This window comes from Paenibacillus hemerocallicola (assembly GCF_006265175.1).
GTDB lineage: Bacteria > Bacillota > Bacilli > Paenibacillales > NBRC-103111 > Paenibacillus_AB > Paenibacillus_AB hemerocallicola.
The window spans coordinates 1-15,924 of sequence record NZ_VDCQ01000112.1 but is presented as its reverse complement, the minus strand read 5'-3'; the positions used below and the strand labels follow the sequence as shown (position 1 = coordinate 15,924).

Genomic DNA, 15,924 nt, shown 5'->3' with positions numbered 1-15,924 from the left:
AAAACGGTCTTTTTTCATCTTTGAAATAAGTCGAAAGTACTTTTTCAGTGGCCTCGCTTGCGCCAGGTCGGGCTGCTTCCGTTTGCTTTTTATCGCAACTCGGTCAAGCGGCACGCGTTATTCAGGATGGATTGAACCGATTACGTCGACAGTCCGACAGACGGGAGCTCGACGCGGTTGAAAACACGTCTCCCCCTCGTGCTCCCGCTCCACCGCTATTGCATGCCGGCTTGCTTCTCATCATCAATGCTTACCGACTTTACAGTGACGGCGGAGCCGATATCGGCTCCGATACCGATCGCGAACCGGCAGCCGGTGTAGTCCCCGCCGCGCTCGAAACGCAGCTCTCCGTCGACCGCAACCGTCGTTCGGTCCGCCTCCATCCGCCACTGAACCGTTGAAAAGCCTTCCGGCAGCCGGCCTTTTCCTTCTGCCCAAACCTCTTCCTTCGTGACCGGGTCCAGGAAGCTGAACGAGCCGTCCGGATGAAATTTCGCGCGTGCCGAAGCTCCACCGTACAGCACGATCGAATTCGTATCGCTGCGTACGACCGCCTCCACCGTAAACGGGGTCGCATAAGCCTCCTTCGTGCGGGCGCTTCCCCATTCGTCGTTGTAAGCGAGCCACAGCCCTTCCGCCGTAAGCTCAGGGAAGCAGGAGACATCCGGCACGAGCTCGTCCGCCGCTTCCATTCCATTCCGCGATACGGCGAGCCGGGGCAGCGTCTCTTCCTCGGACAGCGGCTCGACTGCGAACGATTTGACCGTGATGCGTCCGTTATCGCAGCCGATGCCCGCCTTGGATACCAGATTGCCGAAATAGCCCTGCTGCGTATGAAACAATCGGCCGTTGACATGCACCTCCATGGAGCGTTCCTGGATCGTCCAGTTCACCCGCACCCATTCTCCCGTCGGAATCGCGCCTTTATCGAGATAGCCGTAATCTTTGTTCACGGCCGGATGCCGGACGTAAAATTCTTCCCCGACTCCGTTATTGGCGGTAGGTCCGTAGTTGAACGTAAGCATTCCGTGCTTGCCGTACCTTAGACGCAGACAGCCGCCTTGAAGCCGCAGCGTCGTTTCGATTCGGAGTGGAGCGGCATATGCGGAATCCGTAAAGGCGCCGCCGGTCAGCTCCAGCCCTTCGCCGGCAACCTCGCCGCAATACGACGACTCGCTTACGACCAGCTCGCAGCCTCCGGCATCGTAGCGGATCGGAGCTGTTCCGGCGGACGTTTTCGTTATGTCGTCCTCGTCCTCCTTGCCGCCCGGCTTGCCGCAGACCATCAACAAATTTCCGTCCGGATCGCGGAAAGTAAAAAAAGCCATGCCGGGATATTCCTCGATCCGCGATTCCGGCGTTATTCCGATCTGCCGCAAGTATCGATACGCGGCATGCACGTCCGGGGAATCGAACATGAGCATCGGTCTGTCTTTCGGCGCGAGCTTGCGGTCATAGCCGTGCTGGTCCAGCACGAAGTCGTGTCCTCCCTGCATGGCCAGCGCATGCACCTTATCCGTGACGCTCGACCGTTCGGGCATGCCGAACAGCCTGTGATACCAATTGACCGATCGTTCCATGTTGCTGACGTGCATGAACACGCCGCCGACCCGATTCGCGATCGGGTGTACGGTCTGCGAAGATGGAAATGCCGTCTTCGATTCGCTCATTTTTCCATTCCTCCCCGATGAGATTCAGTACGCTTTATTGCGCCTCGTAACGTGGATGCATCCATTGCGAACTATCTTACAGCGGTTCATTTATTTTTATAAAAGTTCCGTTTCGCCCGGTTTCGATTGCCGGAAATCAAGCCTGCCGCTTCCTCGAGAGCGTCGGCGGCGGCAAGCTCTGCTTCGCAGGCCCGCTCGAGCAGCCGGGCCGCCCGGTCTGCCGGGCCCGGTGCCGTCGGATCTGCGCCATACGGCAGCGGGAACAGCTTGGCGACCGCTTCCCAGCACGCCGCGACCCGCGCGTATTGACGCTGCGCATGCGTGACTGCAGGGACGGCGGACGGGCATAGCGCGGACAAATATCCGCTCTCGAGCATACCGCGCAAATAAGCCGTCGCGTGCTTGCGGGCTTCATACAATACCGCCGCATTATAAGCGGCACCGAGCGGGTCCCGCAACGATTGCCGGTCCAGCAGCCGTATCCACGTCCGATAAGCGGTCTCGCCCTCGAGACTATAGGAAGACTGCAACTTGCCGTCCTCCCGCCCGACCCCGCGAGTGTGGCGGGCCGTTTGGGCGAACAAGCTGCTTAAAAGGTCCGCTCGATCGGCATCGATGCGACGTCCCGGCACGGCCGCGAACCATTCGGTGTCTTCGCGCAATCGTCCCAGCCGGGAGTAAGCAAGCTTTTTGTCGGCCGCAGATGTATCCGTGACCGCCCATGACCGTTTATCGTCGTCGAACCCGGCAATCATGCCGAATTCGGCATTGTTCACATTCCACGCTACGATCGGGACTCCTTTTTCCAGCGAATCGAACAGATCGTCCAGCGCGTCGATCAGATCATCGGGATGCTCGATGAGTGCCCCCGCCCCGCCGAATAAGGATACGGAATAGCCCAACCGGCGGTACCCTTCCCTCATCGTTTCCTTCCAATCGTACGCGTACGGTCCGCTTAATCCGATGTCGGCCGTCACCTGTATCCGGAAAGCGTGGCCCGTCGCACCCATTACGTCCGTTAAGGATACGTTCCGATGTCCGGAAGTCGCCAGCGTAACCAGCATCATGGAAGCCATCGTGTTATAGGCACCGGCAAAACGATGGCAGTCGCGGGCCCGTTCGACCAAGCGTACGGTCGGCTTCCCGGCTTTGCGCCGGGCGGACACGTACCGTTCGATTTCATCCTCGTAGCGGGCTTCCGACAGCTTTTTCCTCGCCCTGGAAACGTTCGTGTAGACGGCGCCGCTCGTCATGTCCAGCATCCGGGCAACCTCCTGAACCGGCATACCCGCGATCAGGTGGGCTTCGATTACGGCGCGTTCGCGTTCGGACAGCCGCTTGAGCAGCTTGCGGACATCGACTACGGCCGCCCGCCCGATCGCGGCACGCTGCGGATCGTCAACGTCATCCTTGCTCCTCCGCCGCCCGATCTCGCGCTCGGCCTCGTTCTCCTTGTCGCCCCATCCGTCACCGAACGCGACTTCGCGTTTGCTCGAGCCTCCCCGGATCGACATCAGCGCCTGATTGCGCACAAGCGTCCGCAGCCACGGAACAAACTTGTCCGGCTGGTCCAGACTGCCGATTTTCTTTAAGGTCTGCAGAAGCGCATCCTGAACGACATCCTCCGCTTTAGTCCGGTTGCGCACTACCCGATCCGCCCAACCCAGCATAAGGCTTCGGTGACGGCGCACTAACTCCCCGAACGATTCCGCATCGCCGCTCCTTGCTTTTTCTACCAAATCGCGATCAACGCGTTGTTCTTCAATCATCGTACATGACCTCAGTCCCGGATATTCCGAATCTATGCCGCTTCCTTATGAATTCGCTTCGTCACGAGCAACTCCTTTCTTCTTCCGCCGGAAAAAAGAACGAATGTTCCCGGTACTAGAGGAAGATAGTACTTTCCTTTGGCGAATTTTAGCATACAATGGCATTAGGACCTGGTCTTAACCATACGCACAATTGACCGGTCACCTTGCTCTCACCCTAAGGAGATGATCGCCGTGAAGGTGATATTGGCAATACTGAGATGGATCGTGTTTCGTTTGTTCCGGGCGAGAATAAGCGGCTTGGACCGGTTGGACCCGAGCAAACCCGCGCTGCTGCTGCCCAATCACGTCTCGCTTCTGGACGGCTTGTTTCTGATGCTCGTGCTTCCTCCGGAAGTCGTGTTTGTGGTCAATACGGATATCGCCAAACGATTCGCGTCGCTGTTGCGATTTTGCAACATCGTAACGGTAGACCCGCAAAATCCGTATTCGGTCAGGCATATGATCAAAACGGTACGGAAAGGTTCTCCGCTCGTCGTATTTCCCGAGGGCCGAATAACGACAACCGGCGGCATGATGAAAATATACGGAGGGGTCGGCTATATCGCGCTGAAAACCGGAGTGCCGATTCATCCGGTAGTCATAAACGGCCTGGAGCGCTCCAAGCTGTCCTATATGCATGAGCTTCCCAGAAGACGGCTATTCCCGCGAGTCGACATCGCGTTCGGCAAATCGTATCGGATGGACAGCGACCCCGGACTGCCGATCAAAGCGCGGAAAGAACAAGCGGCCGCCCAAATCGGCAGAATGCTCGGCCGGGAGCTGTTCGAAAGCCGCATGAAGCCGGATGTGAATTTATTCGATGAGCTGATCGAGGCGGCTGCGCGGGGAGGGAGCGATTTTCCGGTTTGCGAGGATCCCTCCCAGAAGATCGGCTACAAGCAGCTTCTGCTGGCAAGCTATGTGCTCGGACGCAAGCTTTATCCTCGTTTGCCGAACGAAACGAACGTGGCTCTGCTTATGCCGAATGCGATCGGTCACGTCGTGGCGTTGTTCGCCCTGATCCGCATAGGCAAAGCCCCGGCGATTCTGAACTTCTCGAGCGGACAGCGGCAGCTGCTGGATGCCTGCGAGACGGCTTCGGCGAGAACGGTCGTCACCTCCCGCCAATTCGTGGAGAAAGCGAAGCTGCACAAGCTAGTCGAGCTGTTCGAAGAGCGCTATGAGGTGCTGTATCTGGAGGACCTGAAAGGCTCGGTCCGCTTTGCCGACAAACTGAAAGGGCTGATCGACTATCGACTTAAACGGCCCGCGCTCCCGGGACCGAACGAAGTGATCCTGTTCACCTCGGGGAGCGAGAGCAAGCCGAAGGGAGTCGTGCTGAGCCATCGAAATATATTCGCCAACATCCAGCAGGCGCGGTCGGTGATCGATTTTACGCCGAAGGACAAAGTGTTCAACGCGATGCCCATGTTCCATTCGTTCGGACTGACGGCCGGAACGCTGCTGCCGATTTTGAGCGGAATGAAGCTGTTCCTGTACCCGAGTCCGCTTCATTACAAAGTGATTCCGGAGCTCGTGTACAACAACAATGCGACGATTTTGTTCGGAACGCCGACGTTTCTCGCCGCTTATGGCCGGGTTGCCCATCCGTACGATTTCTACTCGTTGAGGTATGCCGTCGCCGGCGCAGAGAAGCTGAAGGACGAGGTGCGGCAGCTGTGGTACGACAAATTCGGCATCCGCATTCTCGAGGGCTACGGTACGACCGAGACCGCGCCCGTACTGGCGCTGAATACCCCGCTTGCCTTCAAGAAAGGGACGGTAGGCCGGCTGCTGCCGGGGATCGATTGCGTGCTGGAAAAAATACCGGGAATCGCGGGCGGCAGCTTGTTCGTGCGGGGACCCAACGTCATGAAGGGCTATTTGCTGCACGGCCAAGGCTTCGTGCCGTGTCCGGACTGGTACGATTGCGGAGACGTGGTGGATATCGACGGGGACGGCTTCGTAACCGTCTTGTCCAGGCGGAAGCGGTTCGCGAAAATCGCCGGGGAAATGGTATCGTTGAATGCGGTCGAAGAGCTGATCGAGAGTTGCTTCCCCGGCATTCAGGCCGCGGCCGTCAACGTCCCCGATTCCCGCAAAGGGGAGCGGATCGTCCTGTTCCACTCGTCCCCGCAGCTCGCGCACTCGATCATGAAGGAAGGCTTCAAATCGCTCGGCGCTTCGCCTCTGCTCCTTCCGTCGCAGCTGCGCTATACGGAAAAGCTGCCGTTGCTCGGCAGCGGCAAAACGGACTACGTGACGTTGAAGCAATGGGCGGAAGCGGGAATGGAAGATTGAGCGGGGCGGCATTTCGGCTAGCGGCGTTGCAGTGTCGTTGGAGTAGCAGAGTCGATTGAGAAGGATGTATGACGCCGATACGAACCTAATTCGATGCAAAAAGTGACATTTTGCCGAAATTGCGTTCATTTGAGCATTAACGGTAAAGTTTCCGGACAACACGGCCTGACGGCCTTCTATAAACGACGCAGCGCGCGTCCGGCGAGACGCGCGCTGCTTTGCCGCTTATCCGAATCGCTTGCATCCGCCTGCGATCAGGCCAAGACGTTCATTTGCTCCCCTTTGACCTCGCCCTCCAGCTTCTCTCCGGCGAGCAGCCGCTTCGCTTCATCGATCGCGAACTGGCCGATCCGCTTGATGCCGTTGTTGACCGCCCCGGCGATATGCGGGGTCAAGATGCAATTGGGCAAGCTGCGCAAAGGATGATCGGGCGCCGGAGGCTCCGGATCGGTGACATCGAGGCAGGCGAGCAAACGTCCCTTCCGCAGCTCGTCCACAAGAGCCGCCTCATCGATCAGCGCGCCTCGGGCCGTATTGATCAGGATCGCGTCATCCTTCATCAGCGCCAGACGCTCGCGATTGATCATTCTGTACGTCTCCGGCAACGACGGCGCATGGATGGAGACGACATCGCTCGCGGCCAGCACCGTTTCCAGGTCCGCCTTTTTCGCCCCCATCGCCTCGGCCTGCTCCACGGTCAAAATCGGGTCGTAAATGAGAATCTCCACTTCGAAATTCCGCAGCAGACGGATATAGTGGCTTCCCGCCTTGCCCGCGCCGACGACGCCGACCGTAATCCGATACAACTCCCTCACTTGCTGTCGTTCGGCGCCCCAGCCTCCGTTCCGGGTTGAATCGGTCAACCTCCACATATGCTTGAGCGAAGCGATCGTGAGTCCGAGCGCCGTTTCGGCTACGCCGACGCCGAGAGGACCGTTGCCGCTGGAGACGAGAATTCCTTTATCCCAAAGATCCGGGGTAACGACTCCTTTGACCGTACCCGCGGCGTGAAGGACGGCTTTCAAATGGGGGGCGAAATCGAGAATGTCGCGCGTCAACGGGATGCATCCCCAAGACGTTATGGCGATATCCGCTCCCTGAATGACGGATTGCACCGTCTCGGGCTGCAACGGATCTTCCGACATATTGCGGACGACCGTTCCGATCGTCTCCAACTGCTCCCAGTGGCTTTGGTCGAAAATCCGTCTTTGTACGCTTGGCCTGGGCAATACCGCTATTTTTACACTCATCGTTTGCTTCCATCCCCTTATCTTGTCAAGACTAACCCTATACTAACCCCAAAATAAACATACGGTTTTTTCCATGCGCCGTCAATGAGCTGCGGGCGATTTCCGCGTCTATAATATGTCTTTATTGCCTCGAGTAAAACGAAAACCGGCCGTTCGGAAAGCAATCTCCCGAATCGACCGGTCGACGGGCGATCCTCATCATGGCGCATTCGATGCAAAACCGATCCGTACCAGGCCTAGCCGTTGTATATCCACCCAGGCTTAACCCGCATTATCCCGCCCGGCGTCGCCCTCGGTCCCCGCTGTTCCGCCGCCGCGGATTTTTCCGAGCTGCGTGGCAAGAAATAAAATGAACAGCAGCAGCACGATCCCGATGCCGATTACCGAGCCGTTGACCGACACCCGCATTTCCGTCAGCGTCAAGTAGATGGCCAGCCCGGTGACGGTCAGCGAGTTTTCGACGAAATTTTGCACGGCGATCGTTTTGCCCGAGCCGATTCTTTCCTTCCCTTCCTCCTGCAGCATCGTATTGAGCGGAATGACGAAGATGCCGCCGAACAATCCTGTGAAGAACAACAACGTTACGGTCAGCCACAGCGAATGGATCAGCGTGGCCACCATGACGGTCAGCACCATACCGAGCCCAAAGTAAAAAGCCCGATGCAGCTTGCCGGCCGGCACCCATCTCGGCGTCACGAAGGCGCTGGCCACGACGCCGAGAGCGGTTACGCCGATGATCATCGACTGCTGGTCGGTATCCGTTATGCCCAGATTGAGCGGCAGCCAAGCGATCAAAGCGATTCGGAGCACCGAGGCGGTGAGCCAGAACGAACCGGTGCCGATGAGCGAGAATCTGCTCTTCGGATGACGGAACAGCTTGCCGCAGTCGCGGAAAAATTGGCGGGCTTCCGCGCCGTAACGGAGGCTCCTGTTCCCGGCCTGAGCCGGAACGAGCAGCGTCATCGCAAGCGATACGAGATAGACGCAGAGGCAGGTCAAAATTGCCGGCAAATCGGAGCTTTGGGCCAAAAAGCCGCCGGCGACCGTGCCGAGCAAAATAGCGAGAATCGTCGAGCCCTCCACCTTTGCGTTCGCCCTCAGCAGTTCGTCCTCCGTCCGGGTCAGCTCCGACAAAATTCCGTATTTCCCCGGGGAGTAGACGACCGCTCCGATGCCGACGAACAAATAGCACAGTACCGGCGGCAAGCCGAACAACAGCAGCGCAATGCCGCTCGCCTTCAAAATATTGCCGAACAGCAGCACGTGCGATTTCGCGTTCCGGTCCGCTAGCGCTCCTACGATCGGAGCGAGCAGCACATAGGCGCACAGAAACGCCATCTGGATGTAGGCGACCGTTCCGTCGGGATTTTCCACCCCCTGGCGCTTCACCATGCCGACGATCAGAAAAAAGTTCAAATTATCCGCAAATGCGCTTAAAAATTGCGTAAGCACGACCGCGTTCAGCGGCGACAGCCTCATTTTGCCGGACGGCAACGTATACCCCCATCCTTTCTCCATGAGCCGCATCGAGACGGCTCTTCGATCCACGCTATATATTGTAGCAGGAACCGGCGAATGGGCAAAAGCGGAAATTGAGTATTCCGGTACGACGGCACGTCATCCCCGGTACCATTCCGCCTGCGCCCGGAACATGGAGGCATAATCCCCGCCGGCCGCCATCAGCATCCCGTGCGATCCTTCCTCGACGATCCGCCCGTCCCGCAGTACGACTATCCGGTCCGCATAACGGGCCCAGCCGAGCCGGTGCGAGACGAACAGCACTGTCCGTCCTTTCGCAAGCTCCCGGAACGAACGGTACAGCTCTGTCTCGTGCTGCGGGTCAAGCGCCGCCGTCGGCTCGTCGAGCACGAGCAGGCGCGCATCGCGCACCGCCGCGCGGGCGATCGCCAGTCGCTGCCATTGTCCTCCGCTCAACTGGCGTCCGCCCTCCGACACGAGTCCGACACGGGCGTCGAGTCCGCCCGGCATGCTCTCGAGCCGGTCGGCTCCCGCAACCCGCAGCGCCCGACGTATCGACTCGTCGGCACTTTCCTCATCCGGCAGCCCGATACCGACGTTATCGCGCAAAGTCGTCTCGTATCGGACAAAATCCTGGAACACCGCAGAGACGGAACGGCGCAGCAGCGCCGGATCCAGATCTCCATAATCGGTACCGTCCCAGGCGATTTTTCCGCATGTCGGCCGGTACAAGCCGAGCAGCAGCTTGGCCAGCGTGCTTTTCCCCGCACCGTTTTCGCCTACGATCGCTACCGTCTCGCCGGGGCGCAAGGTCAGCCGGATGTCCCGAAGTGCGGGTTCGTCCGCGCCGTAATAAGTATAGGAGACGTCCGAAAGCTCGATCGTGCCCGTTTCTCCAGGAGCGACACTCCCTGCCGATACAGGCGCCGATATCCGTTCGCCACGCTTTCCGGCGCCGTTCTTGCCTTTTCTAAGCGGACCGCTGTTCCCCTGCGGACTCATCATTGGCGGTTCTTTGAGAAATTCGGCCAAGTCGACGATTTTGGCACTCTGAATGTACATCTTCCCGACCGGAAATGCAGCCCTGCCCGATATCCCGTGCGCTTGCCGCATCGCCTGTAATACGATAACGAGCGTACCGGCCGTAATTCCGCCTGCATTCATTTGCGTAGCCATCCATGCGATAGTCCCGAACAAGCCGGCAATTTGCACGGTCGATACCACAATTCCTCGCCGGATCTCCCGTCTGTTCGCGTTGCCGCGCAGCTCCAGGGATTGGCGCATCCCGCCGTTCCATTTCCCGATCAAATATCCGATCGATCCGGCAATGCGCATATCCCGGACCGTCTCCGGCAGCACGATCGTTTCGCGCAAATAATCGGATTGTCGGCCCGCCGTCGTCAAGTCCCGGTTCAATCGCCGTTTCACGATGTCCGACTCCAGCCGGATCAGGAACGATACGGAGAATACGACCGCCAGCACAAGTCCGACAACCGGACCGGCTATGGAAGCGACGGCGAGCAGCCCGAGCAGCTCGCACAGCAATCGGAGCAAGGAAAAGGCGTTTTGCAGCACGCCGAGCAATTCCTCCCCGGCGACGCTCTCCGCCCTCTGCAGCCGATCGTAGTATCCGGGGTCGTCCATCCGCTCCAACGGTACGCCGACAGCCCGTTCATGCACAGCGGTCCGGACGAGCAACGCGGCGCGATTACGGAATCCGCAATCGGCCGTGTTTTGCCATGCCGTAATGACGACGCGCAGCAGCGCAGCGCCGGTAAACCATGCAAGAGCAGGCCAAGCCGCTTCCAGCAAATCCCGCCAATCGCGGCCGACTCCGCCTACGAACAGATCGATCAACTGCTTTTGCGCCGCATAGGCAGGAACGACCAGCGCCCCGAGCAGCAGCGGGAATGCCAGCCATACCGCCGTGAGCACGGGCATATCGCGCCATATCCGGACAAACAGAGGCAAGACCCCTCGCAGGATGGATGCATACGAATTCGTGTTCAATGGGCCGCTCCTTTCATTCATACCAGCGCGCCTGCAACCGGAACATCCGGCTGTATTCGCCGTCTCGCCGCATCAGTTCTTCATGGGTCCCCTGTTCCGCAAGCCGGCCGTCCTTCAGCACGAAAATGGTATCCGCCAGCTTTGCTGCCCCTAGTCTATGCGTGACAAGAAGCGCGGAGCGTCCTTCGGTCACGCGAAGAAACAGCTCGAACGCTTCTTTTTCCGCCTGCGGGTCGAGCGCGGCCGTCGGTTCGTCGAAGAAGACGAAGCCCGCATCGCGCAGCAGCGCCCGCGCGGTTACGATTTTCTGCCACTCGCCTCCCGACGGCTCGATACCGCCGAAAGGCGCGCCGATCTGCCGGTCGAGTCCGTGAAGCTTGCTCCCCGCGTCCTGCAAAGCCGCTTGCAAGGCCGTATCTTCGCGGATCGCGGAAAGCTTGCCGAGCGCCACATTTTCCCTCAACGTGACTTGAAGCTTGGCGAAATTCTGAAACACTGCGGAGAAACTCTCTCCTGCCGAAGCTGCTGATTTCACCTCCACCGCGTCTCTCCCGACGTTCCGCCAGACGACTTCACCGGCCGAGGGTGCGTATAAGCCCGTCAGCAGCTTCACCAGCGTCGATTTGCCCGAACCGTTCTCGCCGACCAACGCCGCCGTGCAGCCCGGCGGGATCGTCAGGCTGAGGTCATGAATCGTATCGCGGAGAGCGCCGGGGTAACGGAACCGCAAGTCCCGGACTTGCAGCAGAAATCCGTTTGCCGGACCGGCCGACGCAACAGCGCCATTTGCTTCGGAACTTACATCCGTTCGTATTTTCGCGTTGCTGTCTACGGGCTCTTGTTCTTCTCTCCGATCCTTATCCTCCTCCAGCTCCATATAGGCGCGAAAATCTTCCCATCTGAGCCGTTGTCGGCGCAAAATCACTCCGCCGCCTATCAGGTCGGGCAGCTGCGAGACGAGCATCGTCACGACCATGAACAGGATGGAGAAGTCGCCCGCCGACAGTTCGCTCGCTCCCGGCAGAAGCACCAGCATGGCGACAATAAGACCGCCTACGAGCGCGCTTAGCAGCTCCGGCCCGATTTTGCGCAGCTCGGACGCACGGACGGCCTTCCCCGTTTCGTCGGCTTGTCTCTCATACGAGCTCTTCCACCGGTCCGCCAGAAGACCGCCCAAGCCGAATAAACGGATTTCTTTCGCGGCTTCCCGTCTCGTCATCAGCGAGGCGTAATACGACAGCAGTCTGCGGTTCGGGGCTTGCATCCGGTTCAGCTTCTCGAGGCTTTCCGCCGAACGGCCGGATACGTACGCGAGCAGCAACGCGGCAGCGCAGACGGCGACCGCCGGAAGCGTCTGGCCGTATACGAGCATAATGCCGATCAATATGGCCGCCCGCATGACGTTCTGCATCATTTGAATTCCCGTATTAAACGTCTCGTAAATGGATACTTGCATGGCACGCTCGCGCAAATCGCCGACGTGCGGCGCTTCGACCGAAGCAAGGGGAAGGCGGGCCGTCTTATGCAGCAAGAGCCGCTGTCCTTCGAGCGCGCCGATCTCGTTCAGACGCGTCTGCGCCATCGGGATCGGCACGCCCAAGCCGATGTTGATGACGCCCATCAATATGGCCAGCCATGCGGCCGAAGCCACAATCGGTCCGATCGGCTGCGGCGCGCTCCATTGCTGTATGCGATCGACCAGCGTCTTGACGAACCATAGCTCGGCGGGCAGCAGAGGCAATGCGAGCAATAAGGTCAGCGCCAGCACGATTACCGGTTTCCGTTCCACCCGGTACAGTATGGATGCGGCATTGCGAAAGCTCCGAAACGTTTCGGTTATGTGCGATCATCCTTTCGAATGAATAATGTCCGCTCGATCCGGAGCGTTATCCCGGATATGAAAACTTTTCCATTATACAATCGGAAATGCGAAGCTGCCATGGAAAAAACGGTTGAAACCGAACTTTATACCCCCCATATCCGATTTCCATTTCTCCGGCCGAAGGTTGGGGCGTACAATCTTCCCGGACATGATCTGACCGGACAGCCGAGCTCGGAGTAATCGAGGACACCCGCTTGAAGGCGGATACTTATGTAAGTTAAACGATCGTTTGACTGGTCACTCATTCCAAAAGGAATACCCCTGAAGCTTCAGAAAGGCTGGACAGCAGTTCCTTTTCCCCGGAATACGCCCAAACAACTACAACCGCTAAGCATCGCCCAAGCCTGCTGCCGATCAGTACTCTGATAGCAGTTCGGCGTTAACCAATAGCGGAACCTACGTACGTAATTGTTCCGCATCCCGCTGTCGACGGCCTCTTAACGGAAAAATATTCCGTTATATGGCGTTTCGTTCCCAATCCCGGCCGATAAAATGAAAATAACGGAACGTGGTTCCGTTATGTTCGCAAAAGTCGCTTACATCGAGAACATAACGGAAAAATATTCCGTTATTTGGCGTTTCGTTCCCGATCCCGGCCGATAAAATGAAAATAACGGAACGTGGTTCCGTTATTTTCGCAAAAGTCGCATATGTCAAGAACATAACGGAAATCCGTTCCGTTAATCGCGTAGACGTGCTCGTTTTGTTCGTTCGCGGATCGTGCTGACATGCCGAAATAACCGCACAAAGCGGGGCTTTTGCTCCGATGCTTATCAGGTACTTTGCGGGGACCCCGAATCTTAAACTCTATATTGCCCAAAAAGCCGGTTGCTATAGTTAGCCCCGGCTTTTTGGGATTCGAATATATAGGATACAGGAATGCTCGGATCTCGCTTAAACCTTAACCGTACCACGTTCTTCGGCTGCTTGGTAGGCCGCAATCGTGAACGCAAGCGTCCGCATCCCGTCGGCGTAGCCGCACAGGATCGAATCGCCCGAGCCCGCGGCGACGGCTTCGACGAACGCGTTATCCTGCTCGTATACGGGGTCCTGCTTGGATGTGATCGTCACGTTTTGCGTATTGTCGATAATCGTCAGCGTCTTTCCGTTTCCGGTCAGCTGCAGGAAAAAGTCCTGCCCGATAAATTTGATTTCCGAGCCGCTGTGGAACGAAGAGAGGCACGATTCCGTAATCGTCCCGACCGCGCCGGACTCCATCGAGAACGTAACGGCACCGGCATCCGGAATCGTCGCTTCGGGCTTCAGCGTCTTGATCGTATTGCGGCCGAATTGGGCGGTTACTTCCTTATACTCGCCCGCCAAATAACGGATCATATCGATTTGATGCGTAACCGCATCGCCCAGGTTGCCGTTGGACATATGCTGCTGACTCCACCATGGCGCCGGGTGGGAGCCGCCGATGCGGAATCCTTGAATAAGGTGAATCGTCTTTCCCTGCAAATATTGCTTCGCCTTCTGGACCGTGTCGTAGTAGCGCAATACGTATCCGACCGAGTTCAGGATCCCCGCTTCGCGAACGGCCTGCTCCTTGCGGGCCACAAGCTCCAGCTCCAGACCGAGCGGCTTCTCCACGAAGACGTGAATGCCTCGCTTGGCGGCAATCTCCTCCAGATCCCCCCGGGCAAACTGCGGAACGCAGATGAATACGGCGTCGATCTCGGCGGGATTCAGCAGCGCGTCGGCACTTTCCGCCACCTTCGCCCCTACGCTTGCGGCAGCCTGCTCGGCGCCTTCGGTATTCAGATCGAAGATGCTGACAATCTTCGCACGCTCCACTTTTTTCAGCGCGTTCATATGGCTCTTGGCGATACCGCCCGCACCGATCATTCCAAGTTTAACACTCATGGCGTTAACCCAACCTTTCGAAATGTCTGGTTATTCGGCAAGCGGAAGCTTCACGCTTTTGCCGGTTGCAATCGATTCGTCGATCGCAAAGGTGACTTCCATCGACTTGTACGCGTCCGAGAAATCGCAGCGCGTAGACGTACTGTTGCGGAGCGAATCGATAAAGTCATCGATCTCTTCCACGAACGGATGGTGCGATACGTCGCCGCTGTCCGGCAAAATCGTCGGGATCGTCGCGTAATCCTTCTGTCCCGGCAGCTTGTGGCTGAACAGCTGGTTGTTCATGATCGCGCCCTTCTCGCCCAGCAGATGGACATTGAACTTGTATGGCGTCTTGCACTCCAGCGAAGACGATACTTTGCCGATGCCGCCGTTCTTCAGCTTGAAGATCGCGATCGCGTTCGGCTCGAACTCGTACTCCGAATCTTTCCACGTGTGGCAGCCGTATGCCGTCACTTCGGTAATATCGCCCGCGAAGAAGCGTACCGCGTCGACCGCATGACAGCCCGCCGACAGCATGCTGCTTCCGCCTTGCGCCTTCGTCCTGCTCCACCGGTATTGTCCGTATTGCGGACCGACATGATGCCAGTAATCGATCTGGGCCATATAGATGCGGCCGATCGCGTCATCGTCGATTAGAGCCTTCGTGTTCGCGAACGACGGATTCCATCGCAAGACGAAGCTGACCGCCGTATGTACTGGATTTTTCTCCAAAGCTTCCGCAATGCTCCACAGGCCTGCCCGGTCCATCGCTAGCGGCTTCTCCATGACGAGATGCTTGCCGTGCCGAGCGGCCAATACCGCCTGCTCGGGCCGCAAATCCGGGGTCGTGCACAATACGATCGCATCCACGTCGGACGCTTTCACCGCTTCCTCATAGCTCGAGACGACACGCGCGTCGATTCCTAGCTCGGACAGTCTGCTCTTCGCATGCTCCGTATTTTTACTGACGACTACGGTGACTCCCGCATCCGGACGTTTCGCAATCGCTTTCAAATACTCCCCGGCAACCCAGCCCGTCCCAACAACGGCAAAACGCAACATTCCCATACAGACTCCTCCTCATTTCGTCCCCTGAAAGTAACTCAAAGCTGCGAAGCTTAACTCCGAGCGCTTTCCGGGGAGCCCCTAATGATAATGGCAATCGATCGATTCCAACCATTCGTCGGGTCATGACAAGATGCGTCTCTGTTCTACATTATAGAAAAGAGAGTGTGAATTCGGAATGAAATCGATGTTTGCATCAAACATTTTAATGTTTCTTTTAAACATACTATCATGGATTCCGCTGTTTCACCATGAAAATTTTAAACCTTTTAGCCGGGAGCGGAATTGAAAGATTCGCGATGAGGACGTCTTGGAATGGGGCGGGCATTGGAACGCTACTGGCGGCTGTCGCCTGCCCAAGGGCATGGGAAATCGTCGACTCGCGTCTCCTATTCGGCATTCCGGCAAAACAACGAACCGAATTTTACTATTGCTGAACTTAAGTTCAGCAATAGCGAAATCCGGTTCAGTCATGTCGATAACCCTAAAAACGATAAATTGGCGCAATGAAGATCGCTAATACTGGAATTGAATTCAGGATTGCCGCCTCACGTCACCGGTTCCACTGGAGAACTTGCCCGTCCGCCAGCAGCCGGTCTCTCAGCTTG

Annotated in this window: 10 protein-coding genes; 2 read left to right on the top strand and 8 right to left on the bottom strand. The window is 57.8% G+C overall.

What is annotated here, in order from left to right:
• Window positions 1–215: 215 nt before the first annotated feature.
• On the bottom strand, window positions 216–1,670 hold the full coding sequence (locus FE784_RS39215; protein WP_139607743.1) for a VOC family protein: 1,455 nt from the start codon (window positions 1,668–1,670) through the stop codon (window positions 216–218).
• An 86-nt stretch (window positions 1,671–1,756) separates the two neighbouring features.
• Window positions 1,757–3,439 (bottom strand): RNA polymerase sigma factor, encoded by a 1,683-nt coding sequence (locus FE784_RS39210; protein WP_139607742.1) that lies wholly within the window; start codon window positions 3,437–3,439, stop codon window positions 1,757–1,759.
• Window positions 3,440–3,673: 234 nt separating this feature from the next.
• Between FE784_RS39210 and FE784_RS39205 the strand changes: the two genes are divergently transcribed.
• Window positions 3,674–5,782, top strand: a complete 2,109-nt coding sequence (locus FE784_RS39205) for an AMP-binding protein (RefSeq protein ID WP_139607741.1) — start codon at window positions 3,674–3,676, stop codon at window positions 5,780–5,782.
• Window positions 5,783–6,036: 254 nt separating this feature from the next.
• Here FE784_RS39205 and FE784_RS39200 read toward each other — a convergent pair whose 3' ends face one another.
• The 6 genes from FE784_RS39200 to FE784_RS39175 form a co-directional block, all read right to left on the bottom strand.
• Window positions 6,037–7,032 (bottom strand): hydroxyacid dehydrogenase, encoded by a 996-nt coding sequence (locus FE784_RS39200; RefSeq protein WP_139607740.1) that lies wholly within the window; start codon window positions 7,030–7,032, stop codon window positions 6,037–6,039.
• A gap of 261 nt (window positions 7,033–7,293) precedes the next feature.
• Window positions 7,294–8,559: a lysophospholipid transporter LplT gene (gene lplT, locus FE784_RS39195; protein WP_139607739.1), complete on the bottom strand. Its 1,266-nt coding sequence runs from the start codon at window positions 8,557–8,559 to the stop codon at window positions 7,294–7,296.
• Between the two features lie 90 nt (window positions 8,560–8,649).
• Entirely contained in the window at window positions 8,650–10,521 is a 1,872-nt protein-coding gene (locus FE784_RS39190; RefSeq protein WP_246132385.1) for an ABC transporter ATP-binding protein, read from the bottom strand.
• Between the two features lie 13 nt (window positions 10,522–10,534).
• Window positions 10,535–12,310 carry an ATP-binding cassette domain-containing protein gene (locus FE784_RS39185; RefSeq protein WP_246132384.1) on the bottom strand — a complete coding sequence of 592 codons (1,776 nt, stop codon included), beginning with the start codon at window positions 12,308–12,310 and terminating at the stop codon, window positions 10,535–10,537.
• A gap of 987 nt (window positions 12,311–13,297) precedes the next feature.
• Complete coding sequence (locus FE784_RS39180; RefSeq protein WP_139607736.1) at window positions 13,298–14,269, bottom strand: Gfo/Idh/MocA family protein; 972 nt, start codon at window positions 14,267–14,269, stop codon at window positions 13,298–13,300.
• A 30-nt stretch (window positions 14,270–14,299) separates the two neighbouring features.
• Window positions 14,300–15,319, bottom strand: coding sequence for a Gfo/Idh/MocA family protein (locus FE784_RS39175; protein WP_139607735.1), 1,020 nt, complete (start codon window positions 15,317–15,319; stop codon window positions 14,300–14,302).
• 312 nt (window positions 15,320–15,631) lie between these two features.
• On the opposite strand from FE784_RS39175, the gene FE784_RS39170 reads away from it, so the two are divergent.
• Window positions 15,632–15,826, top strand: a complete 195-nt coding sequence (locus FE784_RS39170; protein ID WP_139607734.1) for a hypothetical protein — start codon at window positions 15,632–15,634, stop codon at window positions 15,824–15,826.
• The last annotated feature ends 98 nt before the right edge of the window (window positions 15,827–15,924 follow it).